General features: G+C 68.7%; 16 protein-coding genes. 4 read left to right on the top strand and 12 right to left on the bottom strand.

The window, feature by feature from the left end; all coding sequences use genetic code 11:
• Positions 1 to 102: 102 nt before the first annotated feature.
• The 3 genes from rpsU (at position 103) to AC57B8_RS04835 (ending at position 1,381) form a co-directional block, all read left to right on the top strand.
• Positions 103 to 315, top strand: a complete 213-nt coding sequence (rpsU, locus tag AC57B8_RS04825; RefSeq protein WP_007833691.1) for a 30S ribosomal protein S21 — start codon at positions 103 to 105, stop codon at positions 313 to 315.
• A gap of 111 nt (positions 316 to 426) precedes the next feature.
• Positions 427 to 876 carry a GatB/YqeY domain-containing protein gene (locus AC57B8_RS04830; protein ID WP_062476513.1) on the top strand — a complete coding sequence of 150 codons (450 nt, stop codon included), beginning with the start codon at positions 427 to 429 and terminating at the stop codon, positions 874 to 876.
• Positions 877 to 889: 13 nt separating this feature from the next.
• Positions 890 to 1,381: an NUDIX domain-containing protein gene (locus tag AC57B8_RS04835; RefSeq protein WP_095949101.1), complete on the top strand. Its 492-nt coding sequence runs from the start codon at positions 890 to 892 to the stop codon at positions 1,379 to 1,381.
• A gap of 18 nt (positions 1,382 to 1,399) precedes the next feature.
• Here AC57B8_RS04835 and AC57B8_RS04840 read toward each other — a convergent pair whose 3' ends face one another.
• Positions 1,400 to 2,161 carry a sulfite exporter TauE/SafE family protein gene (locus tag AC57B8_RS04840; protein WP_496478833.1) on the bottom strand — a complete coding sequence of 254 codons (762 nt, stop codon included), beginning with the start codon at positions 2,159 to 2,161 and terminating at the stop codon, positions 1,400 to 1,402.
• 101 nt (positions 2,162 to 2,262) lie between these two features.
• Here AC57B8_RS04840 and AC57B8_RS04845 point away from each other — a divergent pair, with 101 nt between their 5' ends.
• Entirely contained in the window at positions 2,263 to 3,174 is a 912-nt protein-coding gene (locus tag AC57B8_RS04845; protein ID WP_496478834.1) for a LysR family transcriptional regulator, read from the top strand.
• On the opposite strand, the gene AC57B8_RS04850 is transcribed toward AC57B8_RS04845, so the two are convergent.
• From AC57B8_RS04850 to pmbA, 11 genes are all read right to left on the bottom strand, one after another.
• On the bottom strand, positions 3,161 to 4,159 hold the full coding sequence (locus AC57B8_RS04850) for an SDR family oxidoreductase (protein ID WP_496478835.1): 999 nt from the start codon (positions 4,157 to 4,159) through the stop codon (positions 3,161 to 3,163). The two genes, AC57B8_RS04845 and AC57B8_RS04850, sit on opposite strands and share 14 nt — an antisense overlap.
• A 61-nt stretch (positions 4,160 to 4,220) precedes the next feature.
• Positions 4,221 to 5,123 (bottom strand): bile acid:sodium symporter family protein, encoded by a 903-nt coding sequence (locus AC57B8_RS04855; protein ID WP_496478836.1) that lies wholly within the window; start codon positions 5,121 to 5,123, stop codon positions 4,221 to 4,223.
• Positions 5,124 to 5,149: 26 nt separating this feature from the next.
• The gene (locus AC57B8_RS04860) at positions 5,150 to 6,487 is read right to left on the bottom strand and encodes a flavin-containing monooxygenase (protein ID WP_496478837.1); all 1,338 of its coding nucleotides are present in this window, start codon (positions 6,485 to 6,487) and stop codon (positions 5,150 to 5,152) included.
• Positions 6,484 to 7,311, bottom strand: coding sequence for an SDR family oxidoreductase (locus AC57B8_RS04865; protein ID WP_496478838.1), 828 nt, complete (start codon positions 7,309 to 7,311; stop codon positions 6,484 to 6,486). The genes AC57B8_RS04860 and AC57B8_RS04865 overlap by 4 nt, the downstream gene beginning before the upstream one ends.
• Positions 7,312 to 7,419: 108 nt before the next feature.
• Positions 7,420 to 8,469: an NAD(P)-dependent alcohol dehydrogenase gene (locus AC57B8_RS04870; RefSeq protein WP_496478839.1), complete on the bottom strand. Its 1,050-nt coding sequence runs from the start codon at positions 8,467 to 8,469 to the stop codon at positions 7,420 to 7,422.
• Between the two features lie 37 nt (positions 8,470 to 8,506).
• On the bottom strand, positions 8,507 to 9,613 hold the full coding sequence (locus tag AC57B8_RS04875) for an ABC transporter ATP-binding protein (RefSeq protein WP_496478840.1): 1,107 nt from the start codon (positions 9,611 to 9,613) through the stop codon (positions 8,507 to 8,509).
• Positions 9,614 to 9,645: 32 nt separating this feature from the next.
• On the bottom strand, positions 9,646 to 10,458 hold the full coding sequence (locus AC57B8_RS04880) for a carbohydrate ABC transporter permease (RefSeq protein WP_206167906.1): 813 nt from the start codon (positions 10,456 to 10,458) through the stop codon (positions 9,646 to 9,648).
• A gap of 11 nt (positions 10,459 to 10,469) precedes the next feature.
• Positions 10,470 to 11,339 (bottom strand): carbohydrate ABC transporter permease, encoded by an 870-nt coding sequence (locus AC57B8_RS04885; RefSeq protein WP_159276062.1) that lies wholly within the window; start codon positions 11,337 to 11,339, stop codon positions 10,470 to 10,472.
• Positions 11,340 to 11,341: 2 nt separating this feature from the next.
• Positions 11,342 to 12,613, bottom strand: coding sequence for an ABC transporter substrate-binding protein (locus AC57B8_RS04890; protein WP_307693458.1), 1,272 nt, complete (start codon positions 12,611 to 12,613; stop codon positions 11,342 to 11,344).
• Between the two features lie 174 nt (positions 12,614 to 12,787).
• On the bottom strand, positions 12,788 to 13,732 hold the full coding sequence (locus AC57B8_RS04895; RefSeq protein ID WP_062476487.1) for a helix-turn-helix domain-containing protein: 945 nt from the start codon (positions 13,730 to 13,732) through the stop codon (positions 12,788 to 12,790).
• A 66-nt stretch (positions 13,733 to 13,798) separates the two neighbouring features.
• A complete protein-coding gene (gene pmbA / locus AC57B8_RS04900) occupies positions 13,799 to 15,169 on the bottom strand; it encodes a metalloprotease PmbA (RefSeq protein WP_062476484.1) in 1,371 nt (456 codons plus the stop codon).
• Between the last annotated feature and the right edge of the window lie 28 nt (positions 15,170 to 15,197).

The raw sequence follows: 15,197 nt of genomic DNA on the forward strand, positions 1-15,197 counted from the left end.
TAACTTTTGGCCTTCCCTCAACGGCCACAAAATTTTTCAGTTGAGGAACCCCGGCTTGGGGCCTCGATCTCCCCCGGCCAAATCCATTTCAACGATTCATCAATGACCACCATCCGCGTTAAAGAAAACGAGCCCTTCGACGTCGCCCTGCGCCGCTTCAAGCGCACCATCGAAAAGCTCGGCCTGCTGACCGACCTGCGCGCCCGCGAGTTCTACGAGAAGCCGACGGCCGAGCGCAAGCGCAAGAAGGCAGCTGCGGTCAAGCGCCACTACAAGCGCGTGCGCAGCATGCAGCTCCCCAAGAAGCTGTACTAAGCAACGCCCAGGGTGGCTGGCCCCGACGAAAGTCCCCGCCAGCGCCCCGTTGCACCAGCCGCGCCAGGGAAACCTGCCGCGGCTTTTGTTTTTTCCGAAAGGTTGCGAAGAATGACTCTCAAAGAACAAATCACCGAAGACATGAAGACGGCGATGCGCGCCAAGGACTCGGAGCGCCTGGCCACCATCCGCCTGCTGCTCGCCGCCATGAAGCAGAAGGAAGTCGACGAGCGCGTGGAGCTGGACGACGCCATGGTCGTGGCCATCGTCGACAAGATGGTCAAGCAGCGCAAGGACTCGATCGCCGCGTTCACCACGGGTGGCCGCGCCGACCTGGCCGACAAGGAAGCCGCCGAGATCAAGGTGCTCGAGGTCTACCTGCCCCAGCGCATGAGCGCCGATGAAACGGCTGCCGCGGTGAAGGCCATCGTGGCCGAACTGGGCGCCTCGGGCCCCGGCGACATGGGCAAGGTGATGGGCGTGGTCAAGACGCGCCTGGCCGGCAAGGCCGACATGGGCCAGGTCAGCGCTGCGGTCAAGGCCGCCCTCACGGGCGCCTGAGGCGGCCACCGCCATGAAGAACGGCAGCAGCAGCCCGCTCGGCGCCGCCCCCGTCGCAACGATCCCGAAGGCCTGCGCCTGCCTGGTCGATGCGCAGGGCCGGCTGCTGGTGTTCCGTCATCCCGAAGACGGCAACATGCAGCTGCCCAAGGGCACCATCGAGCCTGGTGAGTCGCCCGAGGCGGCCGTGCGGCGCGAGCTGCTCGAAGAGTCGGGCCTGGTGTTCGCCGGCCGGCTCGAATCGCTGGGCACGCTGGAGCGCGAATGCGAAGCCGGCGTCGAAGGCAACACGCACCGCCATCCGCAGCGCTGGCACATCTTCCTGATGCGCGACCACCGCGCCCTGCCCGAGACCTTCGAGCACATGGCCACGGGCAGCCCGGAAGAAGAAGGCCTGGTGTTCTCGTTCTACTGGCTTGAGGCCGACGCCCCCATCGAGGACTTCGCCCTGCCCTACCGCCAGACCATCGAGCGCGTGCGCGCGGCCCTGCTGGCCGCCAGCTGACCGATCGATCGTGTCCGCTCAGGCGGACATGACGGCGCGCAGCGCCATGTACGCCCCCAGCAGCGCCAGCCCGATCAGGAAGCAGCGCCGGAACACGGCCACCGGCAACCGCTGCCGCAGCCAGGTGCCCAGCACCATGCCGCCGACGGCCGGCACCAGCATCGCCAGCGACCCGCCCAGCACCGCCGCCGGGTAGCTTCCGTTGGCCGCCAGCCCCAGGGCCAGCACCACGGTCGAGGTGGTGAACGAGATGCCCATGGCCTGGATCAGCGCATCGCGCTGGAAACCCAGCGCCTGCAGGTACGGCACGGCTGGCACCGCGAACACGCCGGTCACGGACGTCACCAGCCCCGTCGCGGCGCCCACCACGGGCCCCAGCCAGCGCGCCTGTGCGTCGCTCACGTGCAGCTGCCGCCCCGTCAGCCCCCACAGCGCATAGATCACCAGCGCCACGCCGAGCGCCAGCGAAGCCCAGGCCCCGGCCGGTACGCCCAGCCACCACGCCCCCGCGAGCGTGCCCACCACGACACCGGCCTGCATGCGACCGATGCGGCGGAACACCGCGCCGAAGCTGGCACGCGGTCCGGTCTGCCAGAGGTTGGTGACCAGCGACGGCACGATCAGCAGCGCCGCCGCCTGTGCGGGCGACATCCACAGCGCGAGCAGCGCCATCGTCACGGTCGGCAGCCCCAGGCCGATCACGCCCTTGATCAGGCCGGCCAGCAGAAAGACCGCGGCCGCCGCCGCCCACAGGCCCATCGCTTCATTGGAGATCGTCATCGCCGCAGAGTCTGCCGACCGACTCACCGGCTGGAAATGCGGCTTTCGCGCAGCCAGCCTCAGGCACAGGCTGAGGCTGGCGTGCTACCTTGCGGCCCATCATGCGATTCGACCTGACCGACCTGCGGCTCTTTCTCCACGTCGTCGAAGCCGGCAGCCTCACGGCCGGCGCTGGCCGCTCGCACATGACGCTGGCCTCGGCCAGCCAGCGTGTGCGCGGCATGGAAGACGCGCTCGGCACGCCGCTGCTCACCCGCCACGCGCAGGGCGTGCGCCCCACCGAAGCGGGTCGCACGCTGCTGCACCATGCGCGCGTCGTGCTGCAGCAGATGGAGCGGCTGCGCGGCGAGCTCGGCGAGTACGGCCAGGGCCTGAAGGGCCACGTGCGCTTCATGTGCGGCACCTCGGCACTCACCGAGCACCTGCCCGAGGTGCTGAGCCGCTTCCTGGCCGAGCATCCGCGCATCTCGGTCGACCTCGAGGAGCGCGCCAGCCCTGACACCGTGGAGGCCCTGCGCAGCGGCCTGTGCGACATCGGCATCGTCTCCGACGCCATCGAGAGCGACGGCCTCGAATGCCACCCCTTCCGCCGCGACGACCTCGTGCTGGTGATGCCGCGCGGCCACGCGCTGGCCAGCCGGCGCCGCTTGCACCTGGCCGAGGTGGTCGACAGCGAGTTCGTCGGCCTGCCCGCCGACAGCGCGCTGCAGCAGCTGATCACCGGGCATGCGCGCGCGCTCGCCAGGCACCTGGCCTACCGCGTGCGCGTGCGCAACTTCGAGGCCGTGTGCCGCATGGTCGAGTACGGCATCGGCGTGGGCATCGTGCCGCAGACCGCAGCCGAGCGCTGCGCCCGCTCGATGAAGATCGCGCGCGCCTCGCTGGCCGACCCGTGGGCCGAACGCACGCTCATGGCCTGCGTGCGCTCGTCGCAGGACCTGCCGCTCAATGCGCGGCGCATGCTCGACTACCTGATCGCACCGCCGCCGCCGGCGGACGCTACGCGGAAGTGACCGGCCGCCCCTGCCGCGCACGCGCCGCAATGAAGGCCTCGAAGGCTTCGCGGCTGGTCTTGCGCGGCACGTAGCCGAACTGGGTCTTCAGCGCGGTGTTCAGCAGCACCGGCCGGTAGCGCAGAAAGTCGAGCTGCTCGGGCCCGTAGCGACTCACGCCCAATGCCGAGCCCGCGGCCAGCGCCGCCTGCAGCACGCCGGCCGGCCAGGCGATGGCGCGCTTGCCCAGACGCGCCGCGATCTCATGGATCGTGAGCGCGCCGTCGCCCGCGAGGTTGTAGCAACCGGGCGGCGCACCGCCGAGCGCGTGGGCGATGGCGCCGGTCACGTCCTCGTCCCACACGAACACGAAGGGGCTGTCGCTGCCGCGGATGGCGATCAGCCTCTTTTTCTCGAACAGCGCGGTGATCTGGTTGTCGACGCGCTCGCCGAGGATGGTGCCGATGCGCAGCACCGTCTGCGCCAGCGCGGGATTCTGCACGCGGCAGTCGGCCAGCATCTCTTCCACCTGCCGCTTGTGGTCGGCGTAGGCGAACACCGGGTTGCCGCGCAGCGGCTGCGACTCGGTGATCCAGGCCGGGTTGTCCGCGTGGTAGCCGTAGGCCGCGCCGCTGGACGACACCACGATGTGCCCCACGCCGCGCGCCACGCAGGCGTCGAGCACGTTGCGCGTGCCGCCCACGTCGACCGAATGCTCGAAGGCGCGGTTCGAGTCCTTGCCGGGCGTGACGATGGATGCGAGGTGCACCACCGTGTCGATCGCGTGTTCGGCCAGCACGTCGGCGATGCCGTCGTCGCGCACGTCCTGCTGCAGGTAGGCCACGCCGGGCAGCCGCCGCGCGGCGGGCACCTCGCGCACATCGAGTGCCACCAGGGTTTCGAACGTGCCTTGCGCGGCCAATGCCGCGAGCACGCTGCGCCCGAGAAAACCATCACCGCCCGTCACCAGCACGCGCCGCGCGGACGCCTTCCAGGTGTCGCTCATTGGTATACCTTCGTGCTTCGCACTGCGGTGCGAGCTTGCTTGGGGCGGCCCGGCGCGGCGCTCATGGCGTCGCAGGCTTGCGCCCCCACCAGCTCGCCAGCGCCAGGCCCGCGATGATGTCCCAGAAGCCCCACACGCCGGCCACCACGGCCATGCCGCCGAGCCCGCCGAAGAAGCTGAAGATCAGCACCAGCCCGAGCCCCGCGTTGCGGATGCCCACCTCGATGGCCACCGCGCGCCGGTCGTAGTCGCCCAGCCCCGAGAGCCGCGCGCACAGGTAGCCCGTGCCGAAGGCCAGCGCGTCGTGGATCACCACGGCCATCAGCACCAGTCCCACGTAGTCGAGGAAGTAGCGCCAGTTGCCCGCGATGGCGCCGACGATGAAGGCGATCAGCGCCATGAAGCTCAGGATGCGCGCCGGCTTCTTGATGCGCGCCGTGAGGCCCGGCAGCTTGTGCGCACAGGCCACGCCCAGCACGAAGGGAATGCCGATGATCATCACGATGTGGCCCAGCATGTCGAAGGGGTCGAGCGCGATGGTCTTGAGCAGCACCGAGGCCGTGGGATGCAGGCCGCCCCAGAACGCGAAGTTCAGCGGCATCACCACGATCGACAGCGCGTTCGAGATGGCCGTCATCGACACCGACAGCGCCACGTTGCCGCCCGCGCGGTGCGTGAGGATCTGCGAGATGTTGCCCGGCGGGCAGCAGGCCACGAGGATCATGCCCAGCGCGATGCTCGGGCCCGGCTGCAGGATCAGCGTGAGCACGAAGGTCACGGCCGGCAGCACCACGAACTGCGCGCCGATGCCCACCGCCATCGCGCCGGGCATGCGCGCCACGCGCTTGAAGTCATCGATGCGCGTGTCCAGCGCAATGCCGAACATCAAAAAGCCCAGCACCACGTTGAGCAGCACCAGCGAGGCCGGGTTGAAGTGCAGGCGGATCTCGTCGACAGGCAGCATGCGCGGAACCCCTTGTAGAAAGACGATCAGTCGGCCAGTGCGGCAGCGGCCTGGCGCACGGCCGCACGGTAGGTGTCCTTGTGCACGTAGTAAGCCATGCGCTCCAGCTGCAGGTACTTGAAGCCGCCCGACAGGTCGGGCGGCGGCCCCTGCACTGCCGTGCGCAGCGCCGTTGCCTTGGGCGAGCCCGCGGCTTGCGCACGGAAGTAGCGCGCCAGCAGCTCGGCCTGCTCGTAGCGCCCCTGCCAGCCGATGCCGCTGGCTTCGATCATGCCGAGCACGCCCAGCGTCTCGAAGCGCGGCGAGAAGATGTTCAGGTACAGGCGCGGTGCCATGCCCTGCCAGTTGAGCAGCTCGCGGTCGATGAACGGGTAGTGCAGCGCATAGCCCGTGGCCGTGAGGATCAGGTCGTAGTCGCGCGCGCTGCCGTCCTTGAAATGCACGGTGCGCCCGGCGAGCCGCGCGATGTCGGCGCGCACGCCGATGTCGCCATGGCCCACGTGGTGCAACACCAGCGAGTTCACCACCGGGTGCGACTCGTACATCTTGTAGTCGGGCTTGGGAAAACCGAAGCGCACAGGGTCGCCGGTGAACCACTGCAGCACGGTGGCGTCGACCTTCTGCTTGAGCCACGGCGGCAGCGGACGCTTGCCGCCCAGCGTGTCGGCCGGCTTGCCGAACACGTACTTGGGCACGAAGTAGTAGCCGCGCCGCACCGAGATGTCGACGCTGCGCGCGTAGTGCACCGCATCGACCGCGATGTCGCAGCCCGAGTTGCCGGCGCCGACGATCAGCACGCGCTTGTCCTTGAACAGTTCCGCGTGCTTGTAGCTGCTGGTGTGCAGCAGCTCGCCGTCGAAGTGGCCTTCGAACTGCGGATGCTTGGGCTCGGACAGCGTGCCGTTGGCAATCACCACGCCCTTGTACTCGTCGGTTTCCACCGTGCCGTCGGGCGCCTCCACGCTCACGCGCCAGCGCGTGTCGGGCGCGTCGCTCACCGGCTCGACGCGCAGCACGCGGGTGCCGAAGCGGAAGTGCGCGCGCAGGCCGAAGCGGTCGGCGAAGTCGCTGAAGTAGCGGCGCAGCTCGCGGTGGCTCGGGTAGTCGGCCACGGTGTCGGCCATCGGGAACTCGGCGAACTCGGTGGTGCGCTTGCTCGAGATCAGGTGCGCCGAGTGGTAGACCGTGGAGCGCGGGTTGTCGATGTCCCAGAGGCCGCCCACGTCGCTGTGCGCCTCGAAGCCCTGGAACGGAACGCCGAGCTTCTGCAGATTGCGAGCGCCCGCCAGGCCCGAGGGCCCGGCGCCGATGAGGGCGATCTGTTCGTGCGTGGGAACGGTGGCGGCGGCAGCGGAAGGCGTCATCGGCGGGGAGGTTCTTTCTGGGAGTTCAGGCCGGGGATGGCGGTGGCACCCACCTCGCCCACGCGCGGCTTGCGCGGCTGGCCGCGCAACAGGCGGTCATGCAGCGGCGTTGGCAACAGGTCGAGCGCTTTCGACAGCCAGCCGATGCGCCGCGGCAGCACGATCTTTTCGCGCCGGGCCGCCAGGCCCGCCAGCAGCTGGCGCGCCGCCGCGTCGGCTTCGAGCAGCCCCGGCATCGCGAAGCGGTTGCCGGCCGTGAGCGCGGTGCGGATGTAGCCCGGGCTCACCGTGTGCACCGTGAGCCCCGTGCCGCGCAGCTCGGCGCGCAGGCTTTCGAGATAGCGGATCAGGCCGCCTTTGCTTGCACAGTAGGCGCCGTTGCCAGGCATGCCGCGCCAGCCCGCGATGCTGGCCACGCCGACGAGCGCGCCGCGGCCCGCTGCGCGCATCGGCTGCACGAAGGGCTGGAAGGTGGTGGCCGCGCCGAGCAGGTTGATCTCGAGCATGCGACGGAACACGGCCAGGTCATCGGCCTCAGCGGTGTCGTAGCCGCCGGCCACGCCCGCGTTGGCGATCACGAGGTCGGGCGGGCCGAAGCGCTGCATCCAGTCGGCCGCCATCGCCTGCATGGCGGGGCCGTCGGACACGTCGGGCGTGTAGGCCTTGCAACGCCCTTCGGCTGCGGCAGCGAGCGCCGCAAGACGCTCGGTGTCGAGGCCCACCAGCGCGACGCGCGCGCCCTGCGCAATCAGCTCACGCGCCAGCGCCTGCCCGAGGCCGCCGCAGGCACCGGTGAGAACGACATTGCGAAACGGCAAGAGCATGGGCAGGGAGGCGCGCAAGGCTGCGAGTGGCAAAACGCAGCCACTGTAGCCGCGCCCTGCCGGCGCACTCCCCAGCGTTTCCCCTTGCCCCGCGCCCTTGCGGGGCGTTCAGGCCGCCGCGGCGGCAGGGAATTCGATCTGAATCTTCACATCCGTGACGCGCCCGGCCGCGGCTTCCTCGAACGCGGCGATGCCGTCCTCGAACGCGAAGGTGCGCGAGATGAAGGGCTTCACGTCGACCTGCCCCGACGCGATGAGCGCCAGCGCACGCGGGAAGATGTTGGCGTAGCGGAACACCGACTCGATGCGCGCCTCCTTCGCCTGGATCGCGACGATGTCGAAAGCCACCTTGGCGGCGGGTATGCCCACCAGCACCAGGCAGCCGCCGGGACACAGCAGATCGAACACGTTGTCGAAGGCGCGCGCGCTGCCGCTGGCCTCGAAGACCACGTTCGCGCCCCAGCCGTCGGTGAGGGCCTGCACGGTGTCGGCCAGGCTGGTGCTGCGCACGTCGACCGTCGTCACCGCCGGGTTGCGGGCGAACAGCGCCAGCTTCTCGGGCACGAGGTCGGCCAGGATCACGCGCGCCGCGCCGCCCGCGAGCGCGGCCAGTGCCGTCATCGCGCCAATGGTGCCGGCGCCGATGACCACCGCCACGTCGCCCGGCTTCAGCGCCGCCTTCTTCGCGGCCTGCAGGCCGATGGCCAGCGGCTCGACGATGGCGCCCTCGCCGAAGCTCACGTTGTCGGGCAGGCGGAAGGTGAAGGCTGCCGGGTGCACCACGTAGGGCGTGAGGCAGCCGTGGATCGGCGGCGTGGCCCAGAAGCGCACCGCAGGGTCGAGGTTGTAGAAGCCTTCGCGCACGGCGCGCGAGTCCATGTCGGGAATGCCGGGCTCCATGCAGACGCGGTCGCCGGGCTTCAGGTGCGTGACTTCGGCGCCCACCTCGGCCACCACGCCCGAGGCCTCGTGGCCGAGGATCATGGGCGCATCGACGACGTACGGGCCGATGCCGCCGTGCTGGTAGTAATGAACATCGCTGCCGCACACGCCCACGGTGTGCATGCGGATCTTCACGTCGCGCGGGCCGACGTGCAGCGGCAGCTCGACATCGCGCAGCGTGATCTCGTGCGCCTTTTCCAGAACCAGTGCTTTCATTGCATCTTTCTCAGAGGGTTGAAACGGGGGCCGCCACTCAGTGCAGCACGGCGTCCGGACGCAGCAGCGAAGCGCCCGTCGCGACATCGAACAGGTGCACCTGCTGCGCATCGGCCACGAAGCGCAGCGGCTCGCCAAGCCGGGGGCCCGCCGCGGACGGCAGGAGCACGGCGATCTCTTCGCCACCCTGCCCCACGCTCACCAGCACTTCGTTGCCGAGGTATTCGATGAGCTGGACCTCGCCCGCAAAGCCTTCGCTGCTCGCCTTGGCGGTGTCGAGGTGCAGGTGCGCGGGGCGCACGCCCAGCGTCACGCGCGCGCGGCCTTCGAGCGCGAAGCGGCGCGCATCCACGCGCACCGAACCGCCGCCGCCGCGCAGCTCGCACTGCCCGCCGTCCAGGCCATGCACCGCCATCTCCATCAGGTTCATCGGCGGCGTGCCGATGAAGCCGGCCACGAAGGCCGAGCGTGGGCGCTCGAAGATTTCCTGCGGCGTGCCGACCTGCTCGATGCGCCCGTCGCGCAGCAGCACGATGCGGTCGGCCAGCGTCATGGCCTCGTGCTGGTCGTGCGTGACGTACACGGTGGTGGTCTTCAGCGTCTGGTGCAGCTTCGCGATCTCGATGCGCATGTGGTTGCGCAGCTTGGCGTCGAGGTTCGACAGCGGCTCGTCGAACAGGAACACCTTCGGCGTCTTGATCATGGCGCGCGCAATCGCCACGCGCTGCTGCTGGCCGCCCGACAGCTCGGTGGGCTTGCGCTCGAGGTAGCGCTCCAGGCCCAGCGTGTCCGACACCTCCTTGATGCGGCTGTCGATCTCGGCCTTGGGCACCTTCAGCCGCTTGAGCCCGAACGCGATGTTGTCGCGCACCGTCATGTGCGGGTACAGCGCGTAGTTCTGGAACACCATCGCGATGCCGCGCTCCTGCGGCGGCAGGTCGTTCACGCGCTGGCCGCCGATGTGCAGGTCGCCGCCGCTGATGTCTTCCAGGCCTGCAAGCATGCGCAGGATGGTCGACTTGCCGCAGCCCGAGGGGCCGAGGAACACGACGAACTCGTTGTCGGCCACGTCGAGATCGAAGGCGTGGACGACCTGCGTTTCCCCGTAGCGCTTGATGAGGTGGTGACAGCGGATGGCAGACATTTTGGGTTCTGGAGAAAGGGAAGCGGCGGGGTTCATTCAGCCTCCCGCTTGCGCTTGAACGCGGCATTGAGAAAACCGCTGAGCACGCCCACCATGAGCAGCGGCGGCAGCGACAGCAGGATGACCGAGGCATTCAAAATGCCCCACGGCACATCGCGCCCGAGCTGGCTGAGTTCCGACGCCACGATGGGCAGCGTCTTGGCCTCGGAGGTGGTGAGCATCAGCGCGATGAGGAACTCGTTCCACACCAGCACGAAGCCGAAGGCGATGGCCCCCACCAGCGAGCGCGCGGCGATCGGCAGCGCGATGCGAAAGAAGATCGCGTAGGGTCCGTAGCCGTCGACGCGGCCGGCCTCTTCGACTTCCTTCGGCACCGCCTTGAAGGCCGGGATGGCGAGCCAGATCACGGTCGAGAGCGTGAGCAGCGTGTAGGTGGCGATGAGCGCCACGCGCGAGTCGTACAGCTCCAGTTGCAGCCAGATCACCATGAGCGGAATGGCCACGGCCACCGGCGGCAGGAAGCGCATCGACAGCACGAAGAACTGGATGTCGTTGCCCCAACGCAGCGGGTAGCGCGCCAGCGCGTAGGCGGCCGGCAGGCCCAGCACCGCGCCGATGATCACCGCCGCGCCCGCCACCACGATCGAGTTGACCAAGCCCGCCGCCACGGCCTCGCGGTTCAGCACGTACAGGTAGTTGTCCAGCGTGGGCGTGAAGAAGAACTTCGGCACGGCCGAGACGATGTCGACCCGATTCTTGAACGAGTTGAGAAAGGTCCACAGCACGGGCACGAGGGCCGAGAGCCCGGCCGCGATGAGTGCCAGCCGCGCCAGCAGCGTTCCGATGGCAAGCTTCTTCATGACGGCTTGGTCCATTTCCAGATGTAGGTGAACGCGACCGTCGAGGCGACCATCATCAGCACCGCCATGCTCGACGCGTACGAGATGCGGCCCGACTCGATGAAGCCCTGCGAGAAGGCGTACATGTCGAGCGTCTCGGTCGAGATGCCGGGGCCGCCGCGCGTCATCACGTAGATGAGGTCGAAGGCGCGCAGCGACTCCACCATCTTCACGAAGGCCAGGCTGATGAGTGGCGCCTTCAGCATCGGCAGCGCCACGTAGGCATACACCTCCCAGGTCTTCGCGTGATCGAGACGCGCGGCCTCGAAGGGCTGCGGCGGAAGGGTTTCGAGCAGCTTCAGCACGATGACGCCGAAGAACAGCCCCCACTGCCACACGTCGACGAAGGCCACCGTGAGCAGCGCCAGCACCGGGTCGGCGAACAGGTCCAGCGGCTCGCCGGTGATCGCCTTGTACGGCCACGTGATGAGGCCGAACAGCGGATGGAAGGCGAACTTCCAGACGAAGGCGGCCGACACGCGCGGCAGCAGCACCGGCACGATGAACAGCATCGACAGCACCTGGCGCCAGCGCGGCGTGGCGCAGCGGTGCATCAGCGTGCCCATGAGCACGGCCAGGGCCATGGTGGCGCTGACGGTCAGCACCTCCCACACCAGCGACACGCGCACCGAGTTCAGGAAGCGCCGGTCGGAGAACAGCTGCACGTAGTTGCTGAACCAGACCCAGCCGGTGTCGGCCTGGCCCAGCTCGCGGTCCTGCAGCGAGATGGCGATGGCGAACACCGTCGGCACCAGCGCCAGGACCGCCAGCACGAGCAGCCCCGGCCCGATGAACACGGCCGGCAGCCGTGTGGTGTGGGAACGCATGCTCACTTCTTGCGACGCGCGATCAGTTGCTTGGCGTAGGCGTCGAGTTCGTCGAGCCCGCCCTGGATGTCGGTGCGCGAGCCGGTGATCAGCTCTTCCAGAATGATCCCCCAGCGGTCGCCCAGATCGGGCCAGGCCGGGTCTTGCCAGAAGTTCACGGCCGTGACCTTGCCGGTGTCGGCCAGCGCCTTGCCCAGGTCGGCGCCATAGCGCTTGGCGAACTCGGGGCTGCCGAGCACGCTGGTGCGGTTGAGCTCGCCGAACTGGCCTTGCGCGAGGCGGCGCTGCTCGTTCTCCTTGGAGGTGGCCCAGGCGATGAACAGGCCCGCGCACTTCTTGGCCTCTTCGGTCTTGTTGGCGCGCGCGCCGATGGCCAGGCCGTGGCCGTAGCCGCCGCCGGTGAGCGGCGTGGGCGGCACGGCGTAGGCGATCTTGCCGACCACGGTCGACATCTTCGGGTCGAGCGCGTTGCCCGCCAGCGGCGTCGATTCGACCAGGATCGCGACCTTGCCGGCCAGGAAGGCGCCGGTGGACTCGTCCCATCCGCCCGTCTTGGTGCCGGGTGCGGAGTACTTGAAGAGATCCAGGTAGGTCTGGGTCGCCTTCACGGCGGCGGGCGAGTTGAAGACCGGCTTGTCGCCGTCGAACCACTGGCCGCCGTAGCCGCGGAAGAACGGCATCCAGCGCCACACGTTGGCACCCGAGCCGCGCTGACCGCGCAGCGCCACGCCGTAGACGCCGTTGGCCGGGTCGTTGAGCTTCTTCACGGCCGCCACGAACTCGTCGAGCGTGGCCGGCGGCTTGATGCCCGCCTTCTCGAGCAGGTCCTTGCGGTAGACCATGAGGTCGCCGCCGCCGGTGAGGGGCGCGAACCAGGCCTGGCCGGCGAAGGTCGCGACTTTCTGACGGCCGGCGTCGAAGTCGGCGTAGTCGTAGCTGGCCGGGTAGTACGGCGTGAGCGGCACGATCCACTTCGACTGCACGAACTGCGCGACGTTGGCCTCGTCGACGTAGTACACGTGGTACTTGCCGACCGTGGACGCATCGGCGCGCGACTTGGCGCGGCGGTCGTTCTCGTTGAGGTTGTCGATGCTGAACGAGGCACCGCTCAGGCGCTTGAACTCGTCCTTCGATTTCTCGAGCAACGTCAGGCCTTCGCGCGGTTGCGACAGGACGCGCACGTCCTCCTTGCAGACCTGCGCCAGCGCGGCGGGCGCCAGCGTGGCCAGCGCGAGCGCGAGGCCGGCCAGACGGTGGGAATGCGGAATCGGCATGCTTGTCTCCTTCGTTGTTCGTGCAAATTGCCGGCGAAATGCCGGCAAATGCAACGAGACGAAGGTTAGGAGGCCGATCCGAAGGGCCTCCTACATGCCCACCGGGCACCTGATACTTTGCTGCCAAGCCGTCTCGGGGTTTAGCCCAAGAGGCAAGTGCGTATCAGTCGCCCATCAGGCAGCGAGTGGCGTGTGCTGCGCGCTGCGCAGGCCGAAACGCTCCTGCGCCTGCTGCCGGTAGGCCGAGGGCGTCATGCCCTTGAGCTGCAGGAAGCGGCGGTTGAAGTTCGCGAGGTTCGAGAAGCCGACCTCGTAGCAGATGTCGCTCACCAGCCGGTCGGACACCTGCAGCATCTCGCAGGCCTTGGTGATGCGCAGCCGCGTGACGAAGTCGGTGAAGGTGCTGCCCATGTGCTTGTGGAAGTAGCGCGAGAAGCTGCTCTCGGCCATGTTGGCGACGCCGCACACGGTGGGCAGCGAGAGCTCTTCGGCCAGGTGGGCGTGCAGGTAGTCGAGCACGCGGCGCATGCGGGTGTTGGCCGTGGGGTCCTCGTCGCTCGGGTCGGCGTTGCTCGAGATCTGGCGCCAGTCGCTCCAGCTGGCGAGTTCATGCAGCAGGCCGATGAACTCCGACAGCCGGGCCATGCCCTTTTGCTTCTGCACGCGCACGAAGCGCTCGCGCACGAGGTCGCCGATGCCGAAGAACTCGATGCCCAGCTTGGCACGGTCGAGCATCGGCAGCACCGTCTCCAGCTCGGGGAACAGGTCGACGCCCTGGCGCAGGGGCGCGTCGCGGAAGTGGATCACCATGCTGCGGTCGGCCACGCCCTCGGGCGGCACGTCGTGCGAGATCCAGGTGTGGGGCAGCCGTGCGCCCACCAGGGCGACATAGCCGGGCTCGAAACGGCCGATGTGGTTGCCGACGAAGGCGTCGCCGCTGGTGCGGTTGATGCACTGCAGCTCGTACTCGTCGTGGTAGTGCCAGCAGTCGAAGGGCCAGGGCACGCCGTGCTGCAGGCAGCGCACCGAGCTGCTGCCCGCCGGCTCGAAGCCCAGGCGCGGGTCACGCAGCAGTTCGTGTTCGAGGGCCGGCTTGCGTACGGCGCTGTGTTTGCTCATGTCCTGTCCCCCTGTCCTTGAATGGAGGGGTCGTCGAGCCAGCGCCGTTGCGAGCGGCAGGGCCTGTCAGGCGCCCGCCACCTTCATGCGGTTGACCAGGATCGACCCTGTGGTTTTTGCGCCGAAAGTGTAAGCATCTGCGCCAATCGCTTCAATTCCCATCAACATCTGACGCAAATTGCCGGCAATCGTGATTTCCTGCACCGGATAGGCGATGCGGCCGTTTTCCACCCAGAAACCGCTGGCGCCGCGCGAATAGTCGCCTGTCACGTAGTTGACGCCCTGCCCCATCAGCTCGATCACGAACAGGCCGGTGCCGAGCTTGGCGAGCATGGCGTCGAGGTCGTCGCCGTGCTTCGTGAGGCGCGAGCTCAACGTCAGGTTGTGCGAGCCGCCAGCGTTGCCGGTGGTCTTCATGCCCAGCTTGCGCGCCGAGTAGGTCGACAGAAAGTAGCCTTCGAGGCGGCCGGCATCGACCACCTTGCGGGCGCGGGTGATCACGCCTTCGTCGTCGAAGGGCGAGCTGCCCTTGCCGCGCAGCACGTGCGGGTCTTCGGCCACGTCGACGTGCTTGGGCAGCACGGGCTTGCCCAGCGAGTCGAGCAGGAAGGTGCTCTTGCGGTACAGCGCCCCGCCGCTCACGGCCTGCACCAAGCCGCCCAGCAGGCCCACGGCCAGCGGCGACTCGAACAGCACCGGGCATTCGGTGGTCTTGATCTTGCGCGACTTCAGGCGGCTGAGCGCGCGTTCGGCGGCATAGCGGCCCACGGCCTGCGGGCTGGCCAGTTCGTCGGCCGAGCGCATCGAGCTGTACCAGGCGTCGCGCTGCATGTCGTCGCCCTTGCCGGCGATGGGCGCCACCGAAATCGAGTGCCGCGAGCTGGCGTAGCCGCCGCGAAAGCCGTGCGTGTGGGCGCTGAAGAAGTGGCTCTGCTGCGCCGAGACGCCGGCGCCTTCGCTGTTGGTGATGCGCTTGTCGGTCGACAGCGCCGCCGCCTCGCATTCGAGGGCCAGCTTGGCGGCCTGCTCGCTCGTCACGTCCCAGGGGTGGAACAGGTCGAGCTCGGGCTGCACCTTGGCGATGTCTTCCTCGTCGGGCAGGCCGCTCACCGGGTCTTCGGCCGTGAAGCGGGCGATGTCGTAGGCCGCCTGCACCGTGCGGGCGATGGCCGCCTCGGAAAAGTCGGAGGTGCTGGCGTTGCCGCGGCGGTGGCCCACGTAGACCGTGATGCCCAGCGACTTGTCGCGGTTGCGCTCGACGTTCTCGAGCTCGCCCTTGCGCACCGAGACGCTCAGGCCGCAGCCCTCGGAGGCCTCGGCGCCGGCGTCGGTGGCCCCGAGCTTTTTGGCGTGGGCCAGGGCCGAATCGACCAGGTTTTCGAAGAAGGAGCGGCTGTAGGCGAAGCCGGAATCGGCGCGCGAGGAGGATGTCGTCATGTGGTGGCTATGATACTTGCGCCCCCTG

It is taken from the genome of Variovorax sp. BGA-UO-ETr-C22, assembly GCF_059567965.1.

Bases quoted from the DNA above. Each gene is read 5' to 3' on its own strand.
- rpsU (WP_007833691.1), top strand. From the start codon at position 103: ATGACCACCATCCGCGTTAAAGAAAACGAGCCCTTCGACGTCGCCCTG.
- AC57B8_RS04830 (WP_062476513.1), top strand. From the start codon at position 427: ATGACTCTCAAAGAACAAATCACCGAAGACATGAAGACGGCGATGCGC.
- AC57B8_RS04835 (WP_095949101.1), top strand. From the start codon at position 890: ATGAAGAACGGCAGCAGCAGCCCGCTCGGCGCCGCCCCCGTCGCAACG.
- AC57B8_RS04840 (WP_496478833.1), bottom strand. From the start codon at position 2,161: ATGACGATCTCCAATGAAGCGATGGGCCTGTGGGCGGCGGCGGCCGCG.
- AC57B8_RS04845 (WP_496478834.1), top strand. From the start codon at position 2,263: ATGCGATTCGACCTGACCGACCTGCGGCTCTTTCTCCACGTCGTCGAA.
- AC57B8_RS04850 (WP_496478835.1), bottom strand. From the start codon at position 4,159: ATGAGCGACACCTGGAAGGCGTCCGCGCGGCGCGTGCTGGTGACGGGC.
- AC57B8_RS04855 (WP_496478836.1), bottom strand. From the start codon at position 5,123: ATGCTGCCTGTCGACGAGATCCGCCTGCACTTCAACCCGGCCTCGCTG.
- AC57B8_RS04860 (WP_496478837.1), bottom strand. From the start codon at position 6,487: ATGACGCCTTCCGCTGCCGCCGCCACCGTTCCCACGCACGAACAGATC.
- AC57B8_RS04865 (WP_496478838.1), bottom strand. From the start codon at position 7,311: ATGCTCTTGCCGTTTCGCAATGTCGTTCTCACCGGTGCCTGCGGCGGC.
- AC57B8_RS04870 (WP_496478839.1), bottom strand. From the start codon at position 8,469: ATGAAAGCACTGGTTCTGGAAAAGGCGCACGAGATCACGCTGCGCGAT.
- AC57B8_RS04875 (WP_496478840.1), bottom strand. From the start codon at position 9,613: ATGTCTGCCATCCGCTGTCACCACCTCATCAAGCGCTACGGGGAAACG.
- AC57B8_RS04885 (WP_159276062.1), bottom strand. From the start codon at position 11,339: ATGCGTTCCCACACCACACGGCTGCCGGCCGTGTTCATCGGGCCGGGG.
- AC57B8_RS04890 (WP_307693458.1), bottom strand. From the start codon at position 12,613: ATGCCGATTCCGCATTCCCACCGTCTGGCCGGCCTCGCGCTCGCGCTG.
- AC57B8_RS04895 (WP_062476487.1), bottom strand. From the start codon at position 13,732: ATGAGCAAACACAGCGCCGTACGCAAGCCGGCCCTCGAACACGAACTG.
- pmbA (WP_062476484.1), bottom strand. From the start codon at position 15,169: ATGACGACATCCTCCTCGCGCGCCGATTCCGGCTTCGCCTACAGCCGC.